Below are 21,964 nucleotides of genomic sequence, written 5' to 3'. Positions count from 1 at the left end.
CTCCCACTGCATTCCTGGCATAGAGTCGTTCCGATATCCCCGTCATCCGACGGTCCGTAGCCGATACCGGAACCGACCCGATGCCCCGATTTTCGTCACGCTCTCTCTCGCGCCTCTGTTTCCGTTCCTCTGCTTTGCCGATGGCCAGCCTCGGGCTGGCCACGGTCGCCTTGCTGGCAGCCTGCACCACGCCGCCTCCGGCGCCACCCCAGCGGATGCCGGCCCCACCCACCACCACGATCACGCCGGCGCCGGGCGGCGCCTATGGCGCAGCCGGTGGCCTGAGCCGTTCGCAGATGGAAGCCGCCGGCAACGCCTGCGAAAAAGCCGTGACCAGCGCGGTCAAGCAGCGTTATCCGCAACCCGGCAGCGTGATGATGATGCCGGACCGCGAGCGGATCTATCAGCAGAGCAGCACACAGACCGGCGTTACCGGCGAGGGCACCTTCGAGCCCGACGCCTCCGACGCGGCCATGGCCTTCCGCTACACCTGCCTGTTCAACACGCGCACCAGCCGCGTGGACGACGTGCAGATGCGGTACTGATTCGTTGGTGCTGATTCGTTGACTTATCCAGCATCTCGCTGACATCGCGTCCGTAACGGTGGGGAACCCCTCCCCATCGGCTGCGATCTCCCGGCAACTTCCCCCTGATCTATTAAGCGGATGCTGAAGCGCCTTCAGCAGGCCCGCGTGTTTTCCCGTATTGTCTCGATCTGGCGACAAGGACGGCCCCCGATGGGGTCAAGCCCGTCCGGCGCCTTCGCCCCCGATCGCCCCTACTGGTAATCCGACCGTGCAGACCCCCGCCAGCCAGCCGTCCTCCGCGCAGCCCAATCCCGCCACGCAGCCCCCGCTCGACAACGCCATGACGCCCCGCGAGAAGCGCGGCATGGCGGCGATCATGATCGCCGTGGCGCTGGCCACGCTCGATACGGCCATCGCCAACACTGCGCTGCCGGCCATCGCAGCGGACTTGCGCAGTACCCCGCAGGCCTCGGTCTGGATCATCAACGCCTACCAACTGGCGATGGTGGCCACGCTGCTGCCGTTCGCCGCGCTGAGCGGCATCGTCGGTCACCGGCGCATGTATCTGAGCGGGGTGATCGTCTTCGTCATCTCGTCGGTGATCTGCGCCATGGCGTGGTCGCTGCCGTCGCTGGCTGCCGCGCGGGCGCTGCAGGGCATCGGCGCCGCCGCCATCATGAGCGTGAACACGGCGCTGATTTCCGCGATTTTTCCGATGCACCGGCTCGGGCGCGGGCTGGGGCTCAACGCGCTGATCGTCGGGGTGTCGTTCGCCGTCGGGCCGACCGTGGCGTCCGTCATCCTCTCGTTCGGCACCTGGCCGTGGCTGTTCGCCGTGAACCTGCCGATCGGGCTGCTGGCGCTGTCCATCGGCTGGCGCTCGCTGCCGGAAAGCAAGCGCAGCACGCATGGCTTCGACCCCGTGGCGGCCGTGCTCAACGTCATCACCTTCGCGGCGCTGATCTTCGCGCTCGGCGAGGGCGTGCAGCGCGAGCCGGTGGAATACGTGGTGGCTGCCGCCGCGGTGTTCGCCATCGCCTTCGTGCTGCTGCTGCGCCGCGAACGCGGCCACCCGGCGCCGATGCTGCCGGTGGACCTGTTCCGCCGGCCGATGTTCGCGCTCTCCACGCTGACCGCCGTCTGCTCGTTTGCCGCGCAGGGGCTGGCCTTCGTGTCGCTGCCGTTCTATTTCGAGCATGTGCTGGGGCGCAACCCGGTGGAAACCGGCTTCCTGCTCACGCCTTGGTCTGCGGTGGTGGCCCTGATGGCGCCGCTGGCGGGGCGCCTGTCTGACCGCTATCCGCCTGGCCTGCTCGGCGGGGTGGGGCTGGCCGTGATGGCGGCCGGCATGGCGTCGCTGGCGATGATGCCGGCGGACGCCAGCGCGCTGAACATTGGCATCCGCATGGCGATCTGCGGGGCCGGCTTCGGCTTCTTCCAGTCGCCGAACCTCAAGGCGCTGATGGGCAGCGCGCCGCGCGAGCGCTCGGGCGGTGCGAGCGGGGTGATTGCCACGGCCCGCCTGATCGGCCAGGCCATGGGCGCTGCGCTGGTGGCGCTGTCCTTCAGCATTGCCGGCGAACATGGCCCGACCCTGGCGCTGTCGCTCGGCGCCGGCTTTGCCGGTCTGGCGGCCATCGCCAGCGGCCTGCGGCTGGTGACGCCGCAAAGTGCGGACAGCGCGGACAGCGCCGCCATGCGGGCCTCCCGCAAATAAGCGGGCAAATAAGCGGGCAAATAAGCGGGCAAATAAGCGGCGCCGCTTTGTGCGCGCACAGCTTGTAGAAACTGCATGCCGTGAGTGGATGATTCGCCACACCGGACGCCAGCCGCGCTCGGTATGAAACTTGCCGCTTCTTCCGTATCGGGGCCGCGTCTCGCGCCCCAGTCCATGGAGGAACGCAATGAAGCGATTAGACGACTATGGCCAACGCCGGTGGCCGGACCAGCGTTACGGCGGCTCGGAGCAAGGCTACGGTCACGTACCGGGCGATGATCGGAACTGGCGGGGACGGGACCTGTCGGGCGGCCGGTATGGCAACACGCGCGACCGCAACCCCTATGACGCCAGCGACAACGCCTGGAACGCGCCCGAGGACAGCGTGCGTGATGGCGGCGCCTGGCGACGCGGCCGCACGGAGGGGAGCCAGTGGGGTCGCCAGGGCAACCAGGCGCGTGGGGGCCCGGTCTACTATCCGGCCCGCTCCACCTTCGACGAGAACCGCGACGAGAGCGCGCCCCACAACCGGGGCTACGTCACCGCCTACAGCAGCGGCTATGAGGATGGCTATCAGGCTGCCTCGCGCTCCCCGGCAGACGTACCCGCCCGGGGCGCCGACTCCTATCCGCCGCCACACGAGTCGCAGCCGCACGAGCCACACCAGCCCTACCAGCCCCGCGCGGCTACGAGGCAGACGCCGGCCGCAACTACCGCCAGCGCTCACGCGGCGACCAGTCATTCGGCCAGGAGCGGTCACCCTATGGCTATTCACGCCGGGTGGGGCCGAAGAACTACACGCGCAGCGACGAGCGCATCCGCGAGGAACTGTGCGAACGGCTGGCCCATGAGTCTGGGTTGGACGTGAGCGAGGTGGATGTCACCGTCATGGGCAGCATCGTCACCCTGACTGGCTCGGTGGACAATCGGCGTACCAAGTATGAGGTGGAAGACATCGCCGACGACACCTTTGGCGTGACGGATGTGATCAACAAGCTGCACATTCGCCCGTATGGCGTGCTGGCCTCGGAATAAGCCGGCCCCACGCCCCAATACGATGCCCCGGTCTGCCGGGGCATTTTTCATGGCGGGTTTTCATGGCCGGGAGCGCGACCTACAGATCGCTGCCGTTGGGCGGATTCTCCATGCGCTTGTCGGTCTGGTCGGCGCGGTCGACCGGGGTGTCGGACGGCAGGGATTCGGCGGCGCGCTGTACTTCCTCAGAGATCTCGTCCTCGGGGTTGTCTTCCTCGGTGGCAACGTGGAGGTCGCGCTCGGTCTGTCCCATTTCGAGTTCCAGCTCGCGTTCCAGGTCGCCGGCATCGGTGTCGAGGTTGGGGTCGAGCGTGCTCGGGATGCTTGCGGGGTCGCTGGCGCCGGTCTGGTCCGCTCGTCGGGGCGGCGTGTCATGCGGATGGCGGGACCTTTTGCTCATGATGGGGCTCCTGATGATCGTTTTCACATGTCCTTCGACTAGGAAGGGCGGCAAGTTGCGTGCCAGTCGGCACATCCCGGGCGGCAGGGCGGCCAGCATGCGCTACGGCACGGATGAGGGTTTTCACCAAGACCCGCCGCCGCCTATAGTTTCAGGCAGGGGACCGCGACACACAGGCGCCATGCAGACCGCCCGCCAGAGGCTGGAATGCCAATTGCTCAGGGATGGTGGGCTGCGTGACCCACGCGGTGCAGGGCACCGCCGGGCGTCAGCCAGGGAGATCACGATGAACTTGTCCGGCATCCTGGTGACGATGAGCCTCGCCTCATCGGTGGCCGTCTCCTCCACGCCCGTGGAAAAACAACTCCTCTCGATCAGTCCGCGCGACTTTGCCCACCAGTTCAACGCGGTGGCCACGGGCGCCGGGTCTCGCCTCGCGCTGCCCGACTTCCGCGCCAAACCCGGCTGGCATCGCGCCACGACCAGCGAGGGCATTTCCGTGCTCGTGCGCGCCGCCCACACCGGGTACGCCATCGACGAGGTGGTGGTGGTCTGCCGCGCCGTGGAACAGTGCCTGATGACGATCTGCACGGCCGCGCTGGCCATCGACGCCACGGTGGATCCGGTGCTGCTCCAGCGCTTCATTGCCGCGCGCATCGCCGCGCAGCTGGGCGAGGTGGCCCTGGTCATGTCGGGTCTGGTGTACCTGGTGGTGTCGCCCAAGAACGACGACTACGTGGCGCTGGTGATCCGGCCCTACCAGCCGCAGCAGGAGCTGACCGCGCCGCGCCAGGCGGGGCTGCTGCGCGCCGGTTATCCGCAAGGCTAGGACGCCGCCATCCTCCTAATGCAGCGGCGGACTCATGCGCCGTGACGTCATGCCCGCAGCCCGCGCCGGGGAGAACTCGGCCACGCGCTGTTCCAGCAGCCGCTGCAGTTCCGTGGCGCCCCGGTAGTAATGCGCGAGCAGCAGCCGCAGGTCCGGATCGTCGATCGGCTCGCGCAGCAGCGCACCATAGGCGCTGGCGGCGCGGCCGGCCTGTTGCGCAGCGTGGCGCAGCAGCAGCAACTCGCCCGCGTCCGCCGAGGGCATGCCGGGGCTACCCGGCGCATCGCGGCGTGCCGGGGGCACGGGAGACCCGTGCGAAGTACCGTGTCCGTCGCCCAGGTTGGCCCCGGCCCGGACGGCCAGCTCGGCCGCCGCACAGCGCTGCATGTTCGCGCGATGGGCCAGCACGGCGCGCATCTGCGGGTCAGACGCCGCGGCGGCCACGGCGGACAACGACTCTGCGCACGACTGGGCATGGCGGCTCAGTCGAGCGAGTGTAGTAGTCAATGCATCCATCAACGTCTCCGTCATGTCCTTGCGGTTGTCTTGTCATGTCTCACTGTAGGAGACCGCAGCCGCTCCGGGACGAAAGGCCGATCCATATCTCCCTGAAATTTCGTGCAGATCAGTCTTGCACGCATGCAAGACGCGCAACACACGCACAACACGCGCGCAACACGCGCAAGCGCCAACGCGCCGCCCCGCTGCAAGACGCAGTTGGGCGGCGCGGGGCCGGTCGGCGGGCTTGTTGAGGATTAGCGCTTGGTGCCCGGGGCCGGGTCCGGCGAGTCACCCTTCGGGCCGGATGGTGCATCGGCAGTCGGCACGGCCGGGGCGCCTTGCTCACGCGGCTTCTTCGAGCGTGCCGTGGGATCCTTCTTGGTCGTGGTGCTGTCCTTTTGCATGGTCGAGCCGCTGCTCATCGTCCCGCTGCCGCCGGGTTGGGTGGCGGAAGGCAGGGTGCCGCGTTGCGTGCTGGGGCCTTCAGGGGCCGGGGGTGCGCTCGGATTCGGCACGTTCGGCGAGACGGGGGCCTGTCCGCCCCCCTGGGCCATGGCGGGCATCGCGATCAGTGCGCTGAGGGCGAGGGCGGTGGCGGTAAGCGTACGTTTCATGTCGGTTTCTCCAAGATTGTGTCCTCACGGTACTTCCACGATATTCGGGACGACCGCCGGCCACTTGGGGGCGATGCCTGAAACACATGTAGGACATCGACTACTTGGCCGCCGCGCCGGTGCAGGGTTTTGCACCTTTTATATCGGCATGTAAAAGGGGGATGGGGAAGCACGCCCGGCGTGCGCCGTGGCGCGCACGAGCCCCGTTGCGGCGTGCGGTATGGAATTTGCGTCCCTGGTCATTGGCAACCGCGTGGCGCGGCACGACAGCGCCGCGATCGACGATCAACCGGAGATCGACATGAACCAGGGCAACTACAGGGGCAACTACAGGGGCAACTACGGGGGCGGCGGGTCGGACGACCGCGCCTCGGGCGGCTACGGCAGTGACGGCGACGACGATCGCAACACCGACGACCAACGCGACCAACGCGACCAACGCGGCAGTGTCCAGCGCGCCGGTTGGCAGGATCAGGGCGGCAACCACTGGCCGCAGCAGCGCCAGCAACAGGCCGACAGCGGCGGCTGGCTGTCCCATCAGCAGCAAGGGAACCAGCAGCAAGGCGGTGGTTCGGACTGGCAAGGACGCGCCAGCCAGCAGCACGGCGGCGGCAACGACTGGCAGGGCAGCGGCCAGCAAGGTGCGGACCGGTCATCGTCGCCGGAATCCTCCGTGCGGACGGGAAGCGGCTACAGCGGTTATCAGGGTCAGGCCGAGCGCTACGGCAATGAGCAGAACGAGCGCAGCCGGGGCGAGCGTGAACGTTATGGTGACGATGAGTCGTCTTCGACCCTCTACGGCCAGCGCAGCGGCTATGGCGGCGACCCGCGCCGCATGGAAGCCCACCGCTACGGCGGCAACCGCGCTGGCGAGGGCTGGAACCCCGGCGGCGGGCGCGATCTGGGCGGCCCCAGTGGCTATGGCGAAGGCCGCTACGGAGAGTATGGCGAAGGCCAGCAGCGCGGATCCCGCGAGCGCTTTGTGGGTGCGGGCGAACGTGAGCGCTGGGGCGACTGGCATCAGGAAGGCCGTGCGGGACGTGCCAGTGAATGGTCGAACCAGCAGCCGAACCGGCGCATGCAGGAGCAGTCCCCCCGCATGCAGGAGCGCAGCCGCCAGATGAGCGGGCAGTGGCCCGACACGTCGCGCAGCGGCGGCGCGCCGTGGGATGAGCCGAGTCGTTCACCGGACATGCGTACTCACTATCCCGGCGCCTATGGCGTGTCCGATTACGAACCGTCCGGCGGTCAGCAGGGCACCCGCAACTGGGGTGGCCCGGCTGCCGGTTCACGTGGGTACGGCGGCTACGGCGGCGCCAGCCGCTCGGCCGGCGTCGACCGGGCCGGCTATGACCGCGACGACCGGGCCTACGAGCAGTTCACCGGCGCCAACGAGCGCAGTTCGCTCAATCGCGGCTATGGCGGCGCGGGCGGCTCGGCGGTGGCGCGTGCCCAGCGCGTGGCGCCCAAGGGTTACCAGCGCTCCGACGAACGCATTCGCGAAGACCTCTGCGAGCGTCTGACTCACAACGGCCGCCTCAACGTCCGCGACGTGGAGGTGACGGTGTCCGGCGGCGTGGTCACCCTGAGCGGGTCGGTGATGGACCGTCAGCAGAAGTACCGCATCGAGGATATTGCCGACGACGTGTTCGGCGTGAAGGACGTGCAGAACCAGTTGCGGGTCCGGCGCGAGGGGGCTGCACAGTCCGGCAGCCAATCGGATAGGCAATCGGACAGCCAATCGGGCACCCAATCCGGCAGCCGCCTCAGCGGGATGAGCAGCTCGGGCAGCGCCACCGGATCCTCCGCCAGCAGCTATACGGGCGGGCTGGAGGCCGGCAAGAGCGGCAAGGCGCCCGCTGCTATTGAGCAGCACCTTGACTCGACCACGCCGGGGAAATCGTCGACCTGAGCATCGACCTGAGCATCGACCTTAGCGTCTAGTTGACCGCCGGCACCGCATCGCGCCGCCGCAGCGCCGCGATGCGGCGGTCCCCCCAAACCCAGGAGCCACCATGACTGAACTGAACCCGGCGCCCGGAAGCCAGCGCGCCACGCGCGTGCGCTCCGATGCATCGCTGCATGACCTGCTCTGCGAACGCCTCTGGCGCAGCGGGATTGATGTCAGCGAGGTGTCGCTGACCGTGCGGGAAGGCGCGGTGACGCTGGAAGGCGCCATCGGCACCCGCGCAGACCGCGCGCGCATCGAGGACGCCATCGACCACATTCCCGGCGTGCGCGCCGTGGAGAACCGCGTCCGCGTGGCGCCTGACCGAACCGGGGCAGGCCGCTAGCGGAGACGGAGACACCCCAGCCGGACGTTGCAACGCAGGACGACCATCCGCATCACAGCAAGAAGAAGGAGACGCCCATGCCATTCGCCTATGCAGGAACACGCCGCCGGCGCAATCGGGACCGCCGTCGCAACCATGATGCGGTTTCCGCGGATGCCGGCCAGCGCGGCGACAACCCGCAGGCCCCGCAGTCCGGCACGGAGTCCGGCGCGCAGTCCGGCGCACAGTCGAGTCCGCAGTCCGGCCCGCAGTCGGGCCCACAATCAAACCCGCTGGCGGAGCGGGGCAAGCAGGAAGGGCGGGGCAATGCGTCGCCCGGCGAGGACGAGCAGGACCTCCATGACCCGGGCAGCCGGGACCCCGACGCGCCGCCGGTGGACAATCGCTCCTGACACGCCACCCCCACGCAACAACGCCCCCGAGGGGGCGTTGTCACAGGAACGGGGCGGGGCTGCACGGGGCTGGACGGGGCTCAGGCCGCGGCCATGCGCGCAATCCCGCAATCCGCCTTGAACGTGGGGGGGCCGCCGGACGTATCGGCCTGCCCCGCGCCCGCCACCTCTGCCACCTCGGCTACCGCTTCGGCTTCCTCAGCCTGTTCGTCCTCCACACGCAGCGAGACCTTCAGGCGTTCCGCCGCCGCCCGGCCCACCCGGATGGCTTCGTCCCGGGTCTTGTGACGGCTGATGGCGCGCGGCACGCCGTCCGCCCGCAGATCCCAAAAGCCGTCGTTCAACACGATGTGAAAATTCTTCGGCATGGTGAAAGTGCTCCTGGTCGCTTCCCGAATGATGAGAGGTCCGTCTCCTCGCGGACTGCCAATATTCTCGGATGGCGACCCCGGCACGCTGAATCGGCGTTTGTCTGACAGGGCTGTCGGCGGCCGCCGCGTGGCGTGTGATGCGGGCGGCGGGGGGCAGGGTCAGCCGCCCGCCATGTTCATGTTTCGCCGCCTGTTCAACCGGGCTGAACAGCGCGAAAAGTTGAACAGCGGCGTCCTTTGGTCCATGATCGGGGTTACCTTTCCCGATTCCCGTTCGGCGACCCGGAGGACGCAGCCATGGACCAGAAGGCGGGCGATATCGACTGGGTGGAGGCCGCGCTGGTGGCCCTGCACCGCACCACCGGCATGCAGGCCCGCATCCGCCATGGCCGGCGTGACCCCGGCGGCGAGGCGCCGGTGGCCGCCATTTCCCTGCGGCGCGGCGACGCCGCCCATCGCTACGCGGTGGAGTGCCGGCGCTCGGTGCGCACAGTGGCGGACCTCTCCGTGGTGCGCGCCCAGTTGCAGGAGCGCGCGCCGGGCCTGCTCGTTACCACCTACCTGACGCCGGCGCTGGCCGGGCAATGCCGCGAAATGGGGCTCCAGTTCCTCGACACGGCCGGCAATACCTTCCTCGACGCCCCGGAGTTGTTCGTCTTCGTCATCGGCCAGACCCCGCCGGACAGCGTGGTGCGGCCCGCCGTGCGCATCAGCGGCAATCCGAGTTCGCAACGGATGGTGTTCGCGCTGCTGTGCCAGCCGGAACTGCTCCAGGCCACGTACCGGGAGATCGCCCGGGTCAGCGGCATTGCGCTGGGCTCGGTGGGGGCGGTGTTCAACGGCCTCTCCGCGCGCGGCTGGCTGCTGGAAACGCGCGAGGACGAGGGACGCCGCCTGACCGCGCCGGACCGGCTGCTCGATGAATGGGTGGCCAACTATCCGACCATCCTGCGCCACCGGTTGCAGCCGCGCCGCTTCAGCGCGCCGGCGGCCGACTGGTGGCAGGCCGTCAACGCGGCGGAACTGGGGGGCTACTGGAGTGGCGAGGTCGCGGCGGCGGCGATGGTCGGCGGGATCCGTCCGGCCAGCCAGACGCTCTATATCGCCCCTGCACGGATGGCGGGCGCGCTGCAGGTGCTGACCCAGAAACACCGGCTGCGGCCGGACCCGGACGGCATGGTGGAAGTGCTGGAAGCGTTCTGGGACCCATCGGTGGAGGGCGGGGAGACGCCGGCACCGGGCCGCACAGACCTGGCGCCGCCGGTCCTGGTCTATGCCGATCTGGTGGCCACGCTCGATGCGGACCACCTCGCGGCGGCCACGCAGCTGCGCAAGGCGCGCATCAAGGACGTGCTGGACCGGTTCTGACACCCCCGGCCCACCATCGCCCGATCCTGCCTTACTGGTTCTTCATCGCCGCTGCCAGCCGCGCGATAATCTCGCCCTCGCTCTTGAATGCCTTCTGCGCATAGGCCGAATACTGCTCGGGGCCCATGTAGTTGGTCACCATGCCGTACTGGCGCGTCACGTTCAGGAACTTGGGGTCCTTGAGCGCGTTGCGGAACGCATCGTCCAGCCGCTTGACCACGGCGGGCTTCATGCCGGCCGGCCCGATCACCCCGAACGGCGAGTTCGACCAGACCGGATAGCCGATCTCCTTGAGGGTGGGGGCGTCCGGGAAGTCCGCCGCGCGCTTCTCCGACAGCGTGGCCAGCACCCGCATCTGGCCGCTCTGGACGTAAGGCAGCAGGGTGTTGGACAGCACGGCCACGTCCGACGAGCCGCTCAGCAGGGCGGTGATGGCCTCGGCGTCGCCCTTATAGGGCACGTGGGTCCAGTTCGATTGGGTAACACGCGCCAGCTCGGAGATCGTCAGATGCTGGCTGCCATAGATGCCGGTGGTGCCGTAGCTGATGCCGCGCTTGTCGGCCTTGGCCTCGGTAATCAGCTCCTGCATGGTCTGCCATTTGGCGTCCTTCTTCACCGCTACCGCGAAGTTGTAGTCCGCGATCATCGACACGTAGGTCAGGTCCTTGAGCGGGTCGTAGCGCATCTTCTGCACGTGCGGCAGGCGGAAGATCACCACCGGCGCCATGCTGAGGGTGTAGCCGTCCGGCTCGGTGGTCACCATCTGCGTGGCGCCCAGTGTGCCGCTGACGCCCGGCTTGTTCTCCACCACGATGGTCTGGCCCAGTTCTCGGCCAGCCGCATCGGCCAGCGCGCGGGCCACCTGGTCGGTCACGCCGCCGGCGCCGTAGGGCACGATCAGGCGGATCGGGCGGGTGGGGAATTCATCGGCGGCCTGGGCGACGCCCGGCAGGATGCCGGCGCCCGTGGCGGCCACGGCGGCGCCGGCCATGGCGAAGCGGACAAAGGTACGACGTTGCATGTTGTCTCCTTGGGTTCATCACGCCGGATCGTGGTTGTCCGGCTGGCAATACATCTGCCGCAGTATGACCGGGAGACAGGGCGCGCGGGGCGCCTTGCAGGGGGTGCGAGCCCGCTATCCGTCGATTTCATCGACGTCATGCGCCGGCTGCATTGGCGCCTCCGGGTAAGTCCGGAGGCGCCGGTGGGGGCGGTGAGGAGCGCTGCCCGCTGAATGTCAGGCGGCGATCACGCGGGTGCGGATGAAGGCCTCGTCACGCATCAGCGCCTCGGCCCAGCCGGCGGGCGGCACCAGGCTGATATCGGTGATGGCGTAGCCGATATCGCCGGCGGTCTGCAACTGCTGCGCCACGATATTGGCGCCAATCTCGGCCAGCGCCTGGTTGAAGTGCGACAGCGTGCCGGGGCGGTTGTAGTGGATGTTGAGGATGCGCGCCGGGGCCTCGAGCGGGTTCGGCTGGATTTCGGGCAGGTTCACCGCGCCGATGGTCGCGCCCGTTTCCAGGAAGTTGGCGAGCTTGGTTGCCACTTCCACGCCGATATTCTCCTGCGCCTCTTCGGTGCTGCCGCCCACGTGCGGGGTCAGGATGACATTGGGCTTGCCTTGCAGCGGCGTGACGAACGGGTCGGTGTTGCTGCGCGGCTCTTCCGGGAACACGTCGATGGCGGCGCCGGCCAGGTGGCCATCGTCCAGATGCTGGGCGAGGGCGGGGATATCCACCACCGTGCCGCGCGAGGCGTTGAGCAGGATGGCGCCGCGTTTCATGGCCGAGAGCGCCCGGGCGTTGATCAGGCCGCGCGTCTGCGGGGTGGCGGGCACGTGCAGCGTGACCACATCGGCCTGCGCCAGCGCGTCTTCCAGCGTGTGGGCCGGCATGGCCGAGCCGAGCGAGAGACGCGGGCGGATGTCGTAGAACACCACGCGCATGCCCATGGCTTCAGCCAGGATGCCAACCTGCGCGCCGATATTGCCGTAGCCGATCACGGCCATGGTCTTGCCACGAATCTCGAACGAACCCTTGGCGGATTTCTGCCATTCCCCCAGATGGGCCGCGCGGCTTTTCTCGGGGATGCGGCGCATCAGCATGATCGCCTGGCCGATCACCAGTTCCGCCACCGAGCGCGTGTTGGAGAACGGGGCATTGAACACCGGAATGCCGGCGTGGGCCGCCGCGCCGAGGTCGACCTGCGAGGTGCCGATGCAGAAGCAGCCCACCGTCAGCAGCTTGCCGGGCTGGGCGAAGGTTTCCGCCGTGAGCGTGGTGGCGGAGCGGATGCCAAGCAGTTCGTGCCCCTGCACCGCTTGCTGCAGGGGTTCGCCGGCGAGGGCCTTGCCCTGCGTGGCGACGTCGATCTGATGGCGCCCCAGCATCTGCTGGGCGCTGGCGTGGATATTTTCTAGGAGGATGGCGGTGGCCATGAGGGTCTGCCGAAGGTCAGGGAGGTTGGGAATGCTGCCGGGCGCGCGGCCATGAGGAACTGAGGAGCTGGCGCGCCGATGCGCTCACCTTATCACTGTCCCTTACCCGTGCTCATGAAGTGGGCATGGCTGGGCACTCGCGGTGCCCCCTCGCCTGGATGTCTTTGTCATCGTACAACCAAGGCAATTGTCGCCAACATCCTCTAACCGAATGCTTGCGGCGCCGCTTTTGTTCTCATATGATGTCCGATAACTATAACGAGGACGGAGACAATCGATGCAAGACACCCCAATCGACGCACGGCGGCGGACGCTGCTGAAAGCCGGCGGCGCGGCCGCAGCGGCGGCTGCCAGCGGCGTGGCTCTCGCCCAGGCTTTCGAATTCAAGCCGAGCCAGCGCTATCCCGACGCGGCCGTGGAGATCCTCGACCCCAGCTTTGCCAAATACCGCCTGTTCAGCTCCACCGTGGAGCAGCTCGCCACGGGCTTCCGCTGGGTGGAAGGGCCGGTCTGGTTCGGCGACGGCCGCTACCTGCTGTTTTCGGACATCCCCAACAACCGCATCATTCGTTACGACGAAGCCGCCAACCAGTGGAGCGTGTTCCGCCAGCCGGCCAACTTCAGCAATGGCCACTGCCGTGACAAGCAGGGCCGGCTGGTCAGCTGCGAGCACCTGACGCGCCGCGTCACCCGCACCGAGTACGACGGGTCCATCACGGTCCTTGCAGACCGCTACCAGGGCAAGCGCTTCAACTCCCCCAACGACATCATCTGCAAGTCCGACGGCTCGCTCTGGTTCTCCGATCCGCCGTTTGGCATCGGCGGCGAGTGGGAGGGGGACAAGGCCACGCCAGAACTGCCGCACGCTGTCTATCGGATCGATCCGAAAGACAACGCGGTTACGCAGGTCATTGCCGATCTCAACGGCCCGAACGGCCTGTGCTTTTCGCCGGACGAGAAGAAGCTCTACGTGATCGAGGCGCGTGCGCAGCCGCACCGCGTGGTCTGGGCCTATGACGTGGCAGCGGACGGCGGTTTGTCGAACAAGACCAAGCTGATCGACGCCAATGGCCCCGGCGCGCTGGACGGCATGAAGTGCGACGTGGACGGCAACATCTGGGCCGGCTGGGGGAGTAGCGGGGCGCCCGGCGCGGACCCGGCCAAGCTGGACGGCGTGCGCGTGTTCAATCCGCAGGGCAAGGCCATCGGCCATATCCACCTGCCGGAACGCTGCCCGAACCTCTGCTTTGGCGGCCCCAAGCGCAACCGTCTCTATATGGCGTCCAGCCACTCGCTGTACGCGCTGTACGTGGAGACGCGCGGCGCGGTCTGATTCTCGATATTGATCGAAAATCGCTGAAAAGTTTCAACTCGCCGACGAGAAAACTGAATTCCATTCCGTATGGATTCTGTCAGCATGCCTGCATGCTGGCAGATACGGGATGGAGGCAGTCAATGGTCGGGAAGTCGCTTCTGTACGGCGCGGTGGCGTGCGGCGCGGGCCTGCTCCCGCTGGCCGCGCAGGCCACGGAAGGGGCGCTGGGCCGCCCGGTGTCTGGCACCAGCGTGCAGGCCAACGCTGGCGTGGTGCCGCCCGAGCCGGTCTGGGTGGTCAACTTCGGCGAGATCTACCTGAACGGCTCCGTGGGCGGCGACCGGCAGGTGCCCATCGGCGGTCGGACCACGCTCGGTGTGGAAGCCAAGATTGCCTTCACGCTGGCCACCGCCATGAAGGTCTGGGACACCGGCCCCGGCGCGTGGAACTTCGCCTCCAGCTTCACGCTGCCCTATGTCTGGACCACCGTGCACGCCACGGCCGGCGCCAGCGGCGCGCTGGGCAACTTCTCGACCGGCACGTCGGACCGGGCTTCGAACTTGTTCGATATCTACTTCGCCCCGATCATCGCCGGCTATCACTTCTCCAAGACCAGCCACATGGCGTTGAGCTTCAACGTCTGGGCGCCCACCGGCCAGTACAACAAGGACGCGCTGGCCAATCCGAGCCTGAACAACTGGACCTTCGTCCCGCAGGTGGCCTTCACCCACCTGATGCCGCAGTACGGGCTGGAATTCAACGCCGTCGGCGCGTTCCAGTTCTACACGCGCAACACGGCCACCGACTACCAGAACGCGCCGCTGTTCACGCTGGACGTGATGGGCGTGAAGCGCTTCGGGCCGTGGGGCGTGGGGCTGGTCATGGGCACGGTGCAGCAGCTCGGCGGCGATAGCGGCCCCACGGCAGACCTGCTGCACGGCTTCCACGGCCACGACTTTGCCATGGGGCCGATCGTTACCTACGACACCAGGCTCGGCGGCAAGCATCCGCTCTCGTTCGGGCTGCGCTGGGTGCCGACGGTGAGCAGCAAGAACCGGCTCGACAGTACCTCCACATTCATGGCGACTGTCACACTGGTGCTGTAGCGGGTATTCCATCCTGCGCAATGATTTTCTGAAAATACGCACGACTATCACTTTCCTGTCATGAATCGCCGGCACCATCGGCGCTCAAACTAGAAATCAGGGAAGTCAGAAATGCGTTATACCCACTCCGCGATCGGCATCGCGGCAGCTGTGCTTGTCTCCGCCTTGTTCTACGGCTGCAACAGCAGCGACGATGCCCCGGCATCGAACCCGGCCACGCCGTCCGGCCCGACCAGCCCCACCGAACCCGGCACCCCGGTCAACCCGACGCCCGCCGCAGCCACGGGCAAATGGACCACCGGCGACCTGCACGTCCACACCGTGGAATCGGACGATGCCCAGAGCCTGCTCGCCAGCGTGCTGGACGAGGCGCTGGTCAAGAACAGCCTCGACTGGACCGCCATCTCCAACCACCTGCGCCCGTCCACGCGCGACCAGAACGGCACCGCCATCGTCGGCGGCCCGCTGCCGTTCTCGCAGGCCATGGCGCAGTACGAGATGCCGGCGGTGCGCCAGATGCAGGTCAATGGCGCGTACGTCAACAAGCTGATCTTCTCGGCCTTCGAATGGGACATGCCCACCCATGACCACATGAACGTGGGCATTTTCGGCGGCGCGCCGCTGGGCACGGCCACCAAGGCGGCCAACGAGTTCGAATACTTCTTCACGAACCGCCCGGACACCCAGTTCGATCCGGTGGACGTGACCAACTGGAACGCCAAGGGCCCGCGCGCCTACACCACGCACGCGGACGCCGTGAAGGCCGTGGCCTGGCTGCGGGACAACTATCCCGACACCAGCTACGCGCTGATCAACCACCCCTCGCGCAACACCGGCAAGTACACCGCCGCCGACTACCGCGAGTTCAACGACACCGCCCCGAACATCGTCTTCGGCGTGGAAGGCATGGTCGGCAACCAGATGGAGCCGGACCGCGGCGGCTACACCACCGCTTACGTGGACGCCAACCTCAAGAACCGCGTCTACGGCGGGGTGGACTACGTGGTGGCGCAGGTCGGCGGCATCTGGGACGCGCTGCTCGGTGACGGCCGGCGCTTCTGGAACGTGGCCGACTCCGACCACCACTTCAAGACCATCGGCGCGAACAGCAGCGGCTACTTTCCGGGTGAGTACGCCAAGACCTATGTCTGGATCGAAAACCAGTACACGGGGATCAAGGGCGTGCTGGAAGGCGTGCGCTCGGGCCGCATGTTCTCGGTGTTCGGCGACCTGATCAACGCGCTCGACTTCAACGTGGCCGGCGCCGCCGGCAAGGGCGAGATGGGCGGCGAGCTGAAGGCCAAGGCCGGCGAGACCGTGACGGTGAGCATCCGCTTCAAGAGCCCGGACCGTAACCACTACGAGTACCCGATCAACAGCGGCATCAACGTGAACGTGCGCCCCACGGTGGACCACATCGACCTGATCGCCGGAGACGTGACGCCTCGCGCCGCGGCTGGCACGCCGGGCTACAGCAAGGAAACCAACGACTCGACCAAGGTGATCGCCACCTTTACATCGGCCGACTGGAAGCTGGATTCGGACGGGTACTACGCCGTGACCTACACCTACACGGCGGCGAAGAACCAGTACTTCCGCCTGCGCGGCACCAACCTCGGCATGAACGTGGCGGGCGAGACCCAGAACGGCAACCCGCTGCCGGACGCAAAGACCACGGTCACCGAGGACACCGCGCGCTTCAACGCCATCAACGCCCGCAACTACAACGACCTCTGGTTCTACTCGAACCCGGTGTTCGTGACGGTGGGTTCGTGACGGTAGGTAGCTGAGTTTGCGGCGTTAAACGCCGGGTCGAGATAATGGTAATTATCAAGGCACAGACGTTTCTGTAAGGGGTGGTTTTCCCCTCTCCTGGAAGCGGGAGAGGGGCGAAAAACAAACAGCGGTATCATCGCGCCCTTCGCCTTGATGTCCGCATTGCACCTTGTCTGACCCTGAACGTACTGCCGTCCGTCGCCGGCAGCGCCCGCCCGTTGCCCCGGAGCGGCTGCTTGGCCCGCATCACTTCGCTTTCTATCGCGGTTACCTCGAGGGGATCGACCTCGCCCGGCTGGCCGACCGCTATCTGGAGACCGGGCTGGACCTGCGCGTGGCCCGCACCACCATCGGCTGGATCGAATCCGAGCTGGCGCGCGGCGTCAAGCGGCTGGAAACCCGTGCCGACGGGCAGCCGACCATCTCCGAGCGCGCCTGGCTGGGCCTGTTCCGCACGCCGGCGGAGGAGAGCGCCACCGCGCGCCAGAACCGTCGCCGCAAGCTGCTGCGCGTGCTTGACGCGCTCAAGCCCCAACTGGTTTCCCGCCCCACGCGTGACGACGCCGTAACTGGCTGGTTCGCGCCGGCCATCGCCCAGCGGCTGGTCGAGGCGGGCTGGGCCACGCTCGGCGCGCTGCAAGCCGTGATCGGCCATGAGGGCCCGCGCTGGCACCGCCATGCGCGGCGCATCGGCGACCATACCGCCCGGCGCATCGAAGCATGGCTGGCCGATCAGGCCGACGATATCGGCGCGATTCCCGCCGCCGCGCTGGTGCCACGCCGCACCGCCACGGCCGCCGAACTGGCGAGCCTGCGTGCGCCGGCAGCGGCGGTGGCGCCACTCGAATCGCTGCTGCTGCCGCCCGCGCTGGACGGCCGGCAGGGCCACAACCGTACGCCGCCCGGCGTCGATTCCCGCATTTCGGCCCAGAACGACCTGATGGCCATCCACGCCTGGCTGGGCGTGCATCCGCCCGTGGGCGGCCACACCTGGCGCGCCTATCGCACGCAGGCCGAGCGCTTCCTGCTCTGGGCCGTGTTCGCGCGCGGCAAGGCCCTGTCCGACCTGACTGTCGAGGATTGCAGCGCCTACCTGACCTTCCTGGCCGATCCGCAACCGGCCGCCCAGTGGGTCGGCCCGCGCGGCACGCCGCGCTATCGCCACGACTGGCGGCCATTCGAGGGACCGCTGTCGGCGGGTAGCGTGCGGCAGGCGTTCACCATCGTCAAATCGCTGTGCGCGTGGCTGGTCAACGCGCAGTACCTGCGCTACAACCCGTTCGAGCTGCTGCCCAAGCCCAAGGCGGCGGGGCAGGGCCGAATCAAGGTGGCGCGCAGCTTTACCGACGCCCAGTGGCAGTTCCTGCGCAAGTTCACGGCGGGCCTGCCGGCGGATGACCCGCGCACGGCACGGCTCCAGTTCATGCTGCGCTTCGTCTATGCCACCGGCTTGCGGATTTCCGAGCAGGCGCAGGTGACCGTGGGCGACCTCGCCCAGCAGGACCTGGCCGCCGACCAGCGTGGCGTGTGGACGCTCTCGTTCGTCGGCAAAGGCACGCGCGCCCGGGAGGTGCATGTGCCGGGCCCGGTGATCGAGGCGCTGCGTGACTATCTGGAAGCGCGCGGCCTGGGGCGCGAGCTGGAGCGGCTGCACCCGTCCACGCCGCTGATCGGGCGGGTGAAGGACGATGGCGCCGTGGGCCGGCTGTCCGTGGCGCAGCTCGATGCGATCTGGAAGGGCTTCTTCGCGCAGGCGGCGCAGGCCATGGCCGCGGAAGACCCCGCCGGCGCGGCGCGGCTCGGGCAGGCCAGCGCGCACTGGCTGCGCCACACCTTCGGCTCGCACGCGATTGCACGCGGGGTGGCGCTGGACGTGGTGCAGCACCAGCTGGGCCATGCCTCGCTGGCGACCACCTCGATCTACGTGCACGCCGAGGACGCCCGCCGCGCGCGGGAACTGGATCAGGCTGGGATGTATTAAGCCACTACGCGTCGGCCGCGGGCAGGCAGTCCAGGAACGCCTGCGCCAGCGCTGGCACCGGGCGTTGCTGGTTGTGCAGGACGTAGCTTTCGAACGGGATGGCGGGTTCGAAGCGGATGGCGCGCACGCCGGGCAGCTTCAGGCTGCGCACCACCACCGGGTTCACCACGCTGACGCCGAGGCCCATCTCCACCATCGTGCAGATGGTGGCGGCGTAGGGCGTCTCCAGCGTCAGCACGCGCCGGTCCGGCGCGAAGGCGGCATCGACGATGGCGCGCGTGCCATCGCCATGGGTGAGCGAGATAAAGCGCTCGCCGTCCAGGTCCGCCGCGTGGACGACGCGCTTGCGCGCCAGGCGGTGCTCGGCGGGCACGATGCAGACGCCGGGCTCGTCGCGCAGCAGCGCGCTGTCGATGCCCGCCGTCTCCACCACGTAAGACACCAGTCCGAAGTCGCAGAACTGGTTCGCCGTCCATTTGGCGACGGTTGGCGAATCGCTGGTATGCACGGCGATAGGCACGTCCGGGTGCTGCTCCCGGAACCGGGCGATGGCCTGCGGCATCACGCTCATGGCAATCGACGGCACGGTGCCGATGCGCAGCGTGCCCACGCCCACCTCCCGGATCGACCGCGCCGAGGCGCGCAGGCTGTCGAGCCCGAGGAAGGAGCGCTCCACGTCCCGGAACAGGGCTTCGGCCTCCACGGTCGGCGTCAGCCGGCCGGCAATCCGCGCAAATAGCTTGAATCCCGTCTCCCGCTCCAGCTGGGCGATCACGCGGCTGATGTTCGGCTGCGAGGTGTGCAGCTGGGTGGCGGCGGTCGTCATCGAGCCGGTCACCATCACGGCCCGGAAGGCTTCGATCTGTTTGAAATTCATGCGGGCGATGGTATATCAAATCCGTATGCACAGGCCGAAATAACTGATTTGACGATATGACCACCGTATTTCCATACTTGGCTCCAACGTACCGGAGAACAACACACGTATGGAATCGAAAGTCAGCCGCCGCCTGACCCAGGCTACCGCCCCCGAGGTCTGCGAACACATCTACCTGCCGCGCCTGGCGCGCGAATTCGGCAGTGGCTTCCCGTATTTGAGCGATATCAACCAGGCGCACCTGCTGATGCTGCACGGCACCGGGCTGGTGCCGGCCGAGGTGGCCACGCAACTGGCGCAGGCGCTGGTGCGCATCGAGGCCGAGGGCCCGGACGCCGTGCCGCTGGACCCGGCCCGCGAGGACGCCTATTTCAACTACGAGGCCCGGCTGATGGCGTTGGCCGGCGCCGACGTGGGCGGGCGGCTGCACGTGGCGCGCAGCCGCAACGACATCCTGGCCACGCATGACCGCCTGCGCGCCCGTGACGCGGCGCTGGCCATCCTCGACGAACTGCTGGCCACCCGCACGGTGTTGCTGGACCGCGCCGCCGAGCATGCCGGCACCGTCATGCCGGGCTACACCCACCTGCAATCGGCCCAGCCGATCACCTATGGCTATTACCTGGCCGGCGTGGCCGAGTCGCTGGGGCGGGACATCGCCCGGCTGCGGCAGGCGTTGGCCCGGCTCGATGCCTGCCCGCTTGGCGCCGGAGCGCTGGCCGGCACGGCGTTCCCGATCGACCGTACGGCCACGGCGCGCTGGCTCGGCTTCTCCGCCCCGACCACCAATTCGCTGGACGGCGTGGCCTCGCGCGACTTTGCGTGGGAAATCCTCGCCGCCATCACCATCGGCACAGTCACCTGGGGCCGCGTGGCGCAGGATCTCTATGTCTGGGCGACGCCGGAATTCGGGCTGATCGACTTCCCGGACAGCGTGGCGGGCACGTCGAGCATCATGCCGCAGAAGAAAAACCCGGTCGTGCTCGAATACCTGAAGGGCAAGGGCGGTCACATGATCGGCCTGCTCACGGCCTCGCTGGCGGCGCTGAAGGGCAGCCATTTCACGCACAGCGGCGACGGCAACCGCGAAAGCATGCGCGGTTTCTGGGAGGCGGCGGACGAGTGCAAGCGCTGCGTGGCCCTGCTGCGGCTGGTGCTGAGCCATGCCACGCCGCAGGCCAGTCACATGCTGGCGCGCGCCCGCCGGGATTTTTCGATGGCCACCGATCTGGCCGACACGCTGGTGCGCAGCGCCGGCATGTCGTTCCGCGAGGCCCACCACGTGGTGGGCGCGGTGGTGCGCGACGCGCTGGACCGCCATCTGCCGGCCAGCGAGATCGATTCGGCAATGGTCGATGCGGCGGCGCTGCGCCACACAGGCCGCGCCGTGCACCTGTCCGCCGAGGCCGTGGCGCGCAGCCTCGACCCGGAATCTGGCGTGGCTGCACGCACTGCCGCCGGCGGGCCGTCGCCCGCGTTGGTACAGGCGCAGGTTCTGGCCCAACGGGCCGATTTGAGCGCGGCGCGAAGTGATGTGAGCGCCATGCGTGAGCGTATGCAGACCGAGCGTGCCGCGCTGAAGCGAGCCGTCGAAACGCTTGCGCGCGGGCCATCTATATAGAAGGCATCGCCGATCTGCACTGGCGGCCTGACGCCCGGCACGGTGCCGCTGGCGGACACGGCCTCCCCCAGCGGCACCCCGCTGAGCGCATCGAACAGCCGGCGCCCGCCCCCCTGGCGAAACTGTACGAGAATGCCTCGGCGCCACGCGGGCTTGTCCGGCATCAGAGGCGGGGCGCGGTGGCGCTGATAGATTCCTTCGACTTGCGCATCATGCGACGCATGGTCGCCTTTCAGGAATCCGTCATGCCAAAGTTTGCCTCCCTGCAATTGTTCAAATCCTACGCGCCTGTCGCCCGGCTCCTTGCGGCGCGGATGCTCAAGCCCCAACAGCCGGGCCAATGCTATTTCGACCACAGCCGCGTAGTGCTTGCGGCAGCAGGCATCGCCAATGGCCGCGTGAAGCCGCTGCGCCGTGGCGGCTGCGGGCTGGACGACGACGCACTGCGCGCCGAACTTGCGCACGGCCCGTTGTTGCTGAGCGGCTGTAACGTGACGATGCCCGGGTCTCGTTACACCGGCATGCACACCGTGGCGTTGCTGGCGGTGGTCCACTTCGGCGGACAGGAGCGCATATTGGGCATCGACCTCGACGACACGGTCAGGCGCCTCCGCATCGTCGGAAGCCCCGACGCCGGCAACTTCGGCGGCATTCTGTATGACTTTGCCGAAATCTGCGGCCAGGTCACGCCATACGTCGATGCCAGCAGCGGCCTCTCGCTCGACATGTATCAGCGTCCCGCGCAACGCGGCACGTGTACGATCCTGTAGCCAGATTCCCACAGCCGAGCGACGCGGGCT

At 68.0% G+C, this 21,964-nt stretch carries 21 protein-coding genes; 14 read left to right on the top strand and 7 right to left on the bottom strand.

Features of this window, described 5'->3' with window-relative positions:
- The first annotated feature begins 140 nt into the window (after positions 1-140).
- The 3 genes from SB751_RS14650 (at position 141) to SB751_RS14640 (ending at position 3,279) form a co-directional block, all read left to right on the top strand.
- Positions 141-545: a short-chain fatty acid transporter gene (locus tag SB751_RS14650; RefSeq protein WP_144202282.1), complete on the top strand. Its 405-nt coding sequence runs from the start codon at positions 141-143 to the stop codon at positions 543-545.
- Positions 546-867: 322 nt separating this feature from the next.
- Entirely contained in the window at positions 868-2,244 is a 1,377-nt protein-coding gene (locus tag SB751_RS14645; RefSeq protein WP_144202369.1) for an MFS transporter, read from the top strand.
- Positions 2,245-3,024: 780 nt separating this feature from the next.
- Positions 3,025-3,279: a BON domain-containing protein gene (locus tag SB751_RS14640; protein ID WP_186296968.1), complete on the top strand. Its 255-nt coding sequence runs from the start codon at positions 3,025-3,027 to the stop codon at positions 3,277-3,279.
- A 79-nt stretch (positions 3,280-3,358) separates the two neighbouring features.
- On the opposite strand, the gene SB751_RS14635 is transcribed toward SB751_RS14640, so the two are convergent.
- Complete coding sequence (locus SB751_RS14635) at positions 3,359-3,679, bottom strand: hypothetical protein (RefSeq protein ID WP_144202278.1); 321 nt, start codon at positions 3,677-3,679, stop codon at positions 3,359-3,361.
- A 286-nt stretch (positions 3,680-3,965) separates the two neighbouring features.
- On the opposite strand from SB751_RS14635, the gene SB751_RS14630 reads away from it, so the two are divergent.
- Complete coding sequence (locus SB751_RS14630) at positions 3,966-4,508, top strand: malto-oligosyltrehalose synthase (protein WP_144202276.1); 543 nt, start codon at positions 3,966-3,968, stop codon at positions 4,506-4,508.
- Positions 4,509-4,523: 15 nt separating this feature from the next.
- Here SB751_RS14630 and SB751_RS14625 read toward each other — a convergent pair whose 3' ends face one another.
- Positions 4,524-5,024 carry a hypothetical protein gene (locus tag SB751_RS14625; RefSeq protein ID WP_144202274.1) on the bottom strand — a complete coding sequence of 167 codons (501 nt, stop codon included), beginning with the start codon at positions 5,022-5,024 and terminating at the stop codon, positions 4,524-4,526.
- Between the two features lie 239 nt (positions 5,025-5,263).
- On the bottom strand, positions 5,264-5,623 hold the full coding sequence (locus SB751_RS14620; protein WP_410748184.1) for a hypothetical protein: 360 nt from the start codon (positions 5,621-5,623) through the stop codon (positions 5,264-5,266).
- A 220-nt stretch (positions 5,624-5,843) separates the two neighbouring features.
- Between SB751_RS14620 and SB751_RS14615 the strand changes: the two genes are divergently transcribed.
- The 3 genes from SB751_RS14615 to SB751_RS14605 all read left to right on the top strand — a co-directional run bounded on the left by SB751_RS14615 (position 5,844) and on the right by SB751_RS14605 (position 8,309).
- The gene (locus tag SB751_RS14615) at positions 5,844-7,535 is read left to right on the top strand and encodes a BON domain-containing protein (RefSeq protein WP_410748183.1); all 1,692 of its coding nucleotides are present in this window, start codon (positions 5,844-5,846) and stop codon (positions 7,533-7,535) included.
- 103 nt (positions 7,536-7,638) lie between these two features.
- Positions 7,639-7,917, top strand: a complete 279-nt coding sequence (locus SB751_RS14610) for a BON domain-containing protein (protein WP_144202270.1) — start codon at positions 7,639-7,641, stop codon at positions 7,915-7,917.
- Positions 7,918-7,994: 77 nt separating this feature from the next.
- Positions 7,995-8,309, top strand: a complete 315-nt coding sequence (locus SB751_RS14605) for a hypothetical protein (protein WP_144202268.1) — start codon at positions 7,995-7,997, stop codon at positions 8,307-8,309.
- 80 nt (positions 8,310-8,389) lie between these two features.
- On the opposite strand, the gene SB751_RS14600 is transcribed toward SB751_RS14605, so the two are convergent.
- Positions 8,390-8,677: a DUF2188 domain-containing protein gene (locus SB751_RS14600; RefSeq protein ID WP_250025933.1), complete on the bottom strand. Its 288-nt coding sequence runs from the start codon at positions 8,675-8,677 to the stop codon at positions 8,390-8,392.
- A 300-nt stretch (positions 8,678-8,977) separates the two neighbouring features.
- Between SB751_RS14600 and SB751_RS14595 the strand changes: the two genes are divergently transcribed.
- Positions 8,978-10,048: a type IV toxin-antitoxin system AbiEi family antitoxin gene (locus SB751_RS14595; protein WP_144202264.1), complete on the top strand. Its 1,071-nt coding sequence runs from the start codon at positions 8,978-8,980 to the stop codon at positions 10,046-10,048.
- Between the two features lie 31 nt (positions 10,049-10,079).
- Here the strand turns inward: SB751_RS14595 and SB751_RS14590 are convergent, their stop codons facing one another.
- A complete protein-coding gene (locus SB751_RS14590) occupies positions 10,080-11,069 on the bottom strand; it encodes a tripartite tricarboxylate transporter substrate binding protein (RefSeq protein ID WP_144202262.1) in 990 nt (329 codons plus the stop codon).
- Positions 11,070-11,285: 216 nt separating this feature from the next.
- Positions 11,286-12,488, bottom strand: a complete 1,203-nt coding sequence (gene serA, locus SB751_RS14585) for a phosphoglycerate dehydrogenase (RefSeq protein WP_144202260.1) — start codon at positions 12,486-12,488, stop codon at positions 11,286-11,288.
- 277 nt (positions 12,489-12,765) lie between these two features.
- Here serA and SB751_RS14580 point away from each other — a divergent pair, with 277 nt between their 5' ends.
- The 4 genes from SB751_RS14580 (at position 12,766) to SB751_RS14565 (ending at position 18,666) form a co-directional block, all read left to right on the top strand.
- The gene (locus SB751_RS14580; protein ID WP_144202258.1) at positions 12,766-13,821 is read left to right on the top strand and encodes an SMP-30/gluconolactonase/LRE family protein; all 1,056 of its coding nucleotides are present in this window, start codon (positions 12,766-12,768) and stop codon (positions 13,819-13,821) included.
- Positions 13,822-13,943: 122 nt separating this feature from the next.
- Complete coding sequence (locus SB751_RS14575) at positions 13,944-14,909, top strand: transporter (RefSeq protein ID WP_250025935.1); 966 nt, start codon at positions 13,944-13,946, stop codon at positions 14,907-14,909.
- Between the two features lie 111 nt (positions 14,910-15,020).
- Positions 15,021-16,685, top strand: coding sequence for an S-layer protein (locus SB751_RS14570; RefSeq protein ID WP_410748182.1), 1,665 nt, complete (start codon positions 15,021-15,023; stop codon positions 16,683-16,685).
- Positions 16,686-16,854: 169 nt separating this feature from the next.
- Positions 16,855-18,666 (top strand): tyrosine-type recombinase/integrase, encoded by a 1,812-nt coding sequence (locus SB751_RS14565; protein ID WP_410748181.1) that lies wholly within the window; start codon positions 16,855-16,857, stop codon positions 18,664-18,666.
- Between the two features lie 4 nt (positions 18,667-18,670).
- Here SB751_RS14565 and SB751_RS14560 read toward each other — a convergent pair whose 3' ends face one another.
- The gene (locus SB751_RS14560; RefSeq protein WP_144202233.1) at positions 18,671-19,543 is read right to left on the bottom strand and encodes a LysR family transcriptional regulator; all 873 of its coding nucleotides are present in this window, start codon (positions 19,541-19,543) and stop codon (positions 18,671-18,673) included.
- 109 nt (positions 19,544-19,652) lie between these two features.
- Here SB751_RS14560 and argH point away from each other — a divergent pair, with 109 nt between their 5' ends.
- Together argH and SB751_RS14550 are read left to right on the top strand one after the other, a co-directional pair.
- Positions 19,653-21,164, top strand: a complete 1,512-nt coding sequence (gene argH, locus SB751_RS14555; protein WP_144202231.1) for an argininosuccinate lyase — start codon at positions 19,653-19,655, stop codon at positions 21,162-21,164.
- Between the two features lie 179 nt (positions 21,165-21,343).
- A complete protein-coding gene (locus SB751_RS14550) occupies positions 21,344-21,934 on the top strand; it encodes a hypothetical protein (protein ID WP_250025938.1) in 591 nt (196 codons plus the stop codon).
- Positions 21,935-21,964 lie beyond the last annotated feature (30 nt).

Origin of the sequence: Cupriavidus sp. SIMBA_020 (assembly GCF_046535395.1) — a bacterium.
GTDB lineage: Bacteria > Pseudomonadota > Gammaproteobacteria > Burkholderiales > Burkholderiaceae > Cupriavidus > Cupriavidus campinensis.
This window is presented reverse-complemented; position numbering and strand designations above follow the sequence as displayed.

Excerpts from the sequence above, each read along its gene's own strand:
- SB751_RS14580 (WP_144202258.1), top strand. The coding sequence starts at position 12,766 with ATGCAAGACACCCCAATCGACGCACGGCGGCGGACGCTGCTGAAAGCC.
- SB751_RS14600 (WP_250025933.1), bottom strand. The coding sequence starts at position 8,677 with ATGCCGAAGAATTTTCACATCGTGTTGAACGACGGCTTTTGGGATCTG.
- SB751_RS14590 (WP_144202262.1), bottom strand. The coding sequence starts at position 11,069 with ATGCAACGTCGTACCTTTGTCCGCTTCGCCATGGCCGGCGCCGCCGTG.
- SB751_RS14630 (WP_144202276.1), top strand. The coding sequence starts at position 3,966 with ATGAACTTGTCCGGCATCCTGGTGACGATGAGCCTCGCCTCATCGGTG.
- SB751_RS14560 (WP_144202233.1), bottom strand. The coding sequence starts at position 19,543 with ATGAATTTCAAACAGATCGAAGCCTTCCGGGCCGTGATGGTGACCGGC.
- serA (WP_144202260.1), bottom strand. The coding sequence starts at position 12,488 with ATGGCCACCGCCATCCTCCTAGAAAATATCCACGCCAGCGCCCAGCAG.
- SB751_RS14605 (WP_144202268.1), top strand. The coding sequence starts at position 7,995 with ATGCCATTCGCCTATGCAGGAACACGCCGCCGGCGCAATCGGGACCGC.
- SB751_RS14610 (WP_144202270.1), top strand. The coding sequence starts at position 7,639 with ATGACTGAACTGAACCCGGCGCCCGGAAGCCAGCGCGCCACGCGCGTG.
- SB751_RS14575 (WP_250025935.1), top strand. The coding sequence starts at position 13,944 with ATGGTCGGGAAGTCGCTTCTGTACGGCGCGGTGGCGTGCGGCGCGGGC.
- SB751_RS14620 (WP_410748184.1), bottom strand. The coding sequence starts at position 5,623 with ATGAAACGTACGCTTACCGCCACCGCCCTCGCCCTCAGCGCACTGATC.
- SB751_RS14570 (WP_410748182.1), top strand. The coding sequence starts at position 15,021 with ATGCGTTATACCCACTCCGCGATCGGCATCGCGGCAGCTGTGCTTGTC.
- SB751_RS14650 (WP_144202282.1), top strand. The coding sequence starts at position 141 with ATGGCCAGCCTCGGGCTGGCCACGGTCGCCTTGCTGGCAGCCTGCACC.
- SB751_RS14625 (WP_144202274.1), bottom strand. The coding sequence starts at position 5,024 with ATGGATGCATTGACTACTACACTCGCTCGACTGAGCCGCCATGCCCAG.
- SB751_RS14595 (WP_144202264.1), top strand. The coding sequence starts at position 8,978 with ATGGACCAGAAGGCGGGCGATATCGACTGGGTGGAGGCCGCGCTGGTG.
- argH (WP_144202231.1), top strand. The coding sequence starts at position 19,653 with ATGGAATCGAAAGTCAGCCGCCGCCTGACCCAGGCTACCGCCCCCGAG.
- SB751_RS14615 (WP_410748183.1), top strand. The coding sequence starts at position 5,844 with ATGGAATTTGCGTCCCTGGTCATTGGCAACCGCGTGGCGCGGCACGAC.
- SB751_RS14645 (WP_144202369.1), top strand. The coding sequence starts at position 868 with ATGACGCCCCGCGAGAAGCGCGGCATGGCGGCGATCATGATCGCCGTG.
- SB751_RS14635 (WP_144202278.1), bottom strand. The coding sequence starts at position 3,679 with ATGAGCAAAAGGTCCCGCCATCCGCATGACACGCCGCCCCGACGAGCG.